Source organism: Streptomyces sp. UW30 (genome assembly GCF_008042075.1).
In the GTDB taxonomy this organism is placed as follows: domain Bacteria; phylum Actinomycetota; class Actinomycetes; order Streptomycetales; family Streptomycetaceae; genus Streptomyces.
On record NZ_RDBN01000153.1, the window covers coordinates 1 to 1,225 of the forward strand.

At 67.1% G+C, this 1,225-nt stretch carries 1 protein-coding gene and 1 pseudogene; one reads left to right on the plus strand and one right to left on the minus strand.

Annotated elements, in window-relative coordinates; genetic code table 11:
* A pseudogene (locus EAO75_RS45090) lies at nucleotides 1-184 on the minus strand (Holliday junction DNA helicase RuvB C-terminal domain-containing protein); the annotation flags it as partial.
* Between the two features lie 398 nt (nucleotides 185-582).
* Between EAO75_RS45090 and EAO75_RS45095 the strand changes: the two are divergent.
* Nucleotides 583-1,134, plus strand: a complete 552-nt coding sequence (locus EAO75_RS45095; RefSeq protein ID WP_148000915.1) for a hypothetical protein — start codon at nucleotides 583-585, stop codon at nucleotides 1,132-1,134.
* The last annotated feature ends 91 nt before the right edge of the window (nucleotides 1,135-1,225 follow it).

The following is a 1,225-nucleotide window of genomic DNA, read 5'->3' on the forward strand; positions in this document are numbered from 1 at the left end:
GACCCTCCCTCACGAGGAAGGGTTCGGCGACCTCCTCCACGGTCTCACGCTCCTCCCCCACCGCGACCGCGAGCGTGGACAGGCCGACCGGACCGCCGCCGAACAGCTTGAGCAGGGCCTCCAGGACGCCGCGGTCCAGCCGGTCGAGGCCACGGGCGTCGACCTCGTACACGGCGAGGGCGGATCCGGTGAGGGGTCCGCAGACGGCGGTGGCCGTGAGGCCGAGGGTCGCTGCCCAGCGCGCGGTGTTCCGCATTGTGTGCATCCTYCCGCTCGAAATTGAGGGTGTGTCGGCTCCGGCGCGATCGGTGCCGGAACGACGAGCGGGAGTCTGCCGAGTCCGGCTCCGAAACTCACATCGACACCATCGGTTTCAGTAACCTTGCGTATTGAATCAGTGGCGTGAAGTAACGGAGTTCGAACGTTCCAACGCCGAAACTTGGCGCCTCTTGATCGTTCCAAGTCGCCAAATGGCTGGTTTTCACACACTGATTAATAGGCCTGAAACATTCCGGTTCTGCCCTCGGCTGACACGCCCGCGGGGCCCTTGCGTTTGCGAATCGGTGGAGTAATGGTGATTACATGATTACCACCGAGCAACGAGAGAAGCTGCGCGGCTGGTTCGCCGGCCGCCTGCCCGACGACCTCTTCGAGGAGCTGATCGAGGTCACGGTCGACCGCGAGGAGATCACAGTGATCGGCCGCATCCCCGCACCCCAATTGGCCAAGGGCGCCTCGGCCACGGAGCGGGAGGCTGCCGTGGAGGGCCGGATCCAGGAGTTCCGGGAGCGAACGCGCGAAGCCCGGATCGAGGTGGCCCGGGAGGCGGAGCGCCGGTTCGGCAGGAAGGTGTCCTGGGGTGTGGAGTGCGGCGACGAGCGCGCCCTGTTCACCCATGTCGCCGCGCCCGTGATGACCCGGCTGCGGCAGCCCGAGCGCGCGGTCCTCGACACCCTGATCGCCGCCGGCGTCGCCYGCAGCCGCAGCGAGGCCCTCGCCTGGTGCGTACGGCTGGTCCAGCGGCACACGGACGACTGGCTGACCGAACTGCGCGAGTCCCTGGAGAACGTCCATCGGGTGCGAGCCCAGGGCCCGGACGCCGAGCCGGAGGACACCGCCGCGGACACCGAGTGATGGAGGTTTCGTCCACTCACGGCACCGAAGATGGATGAACCGTCCTCTGGTACGGATCTTGCCTACGGCCTTACCGTCTGCTGATCCCCGA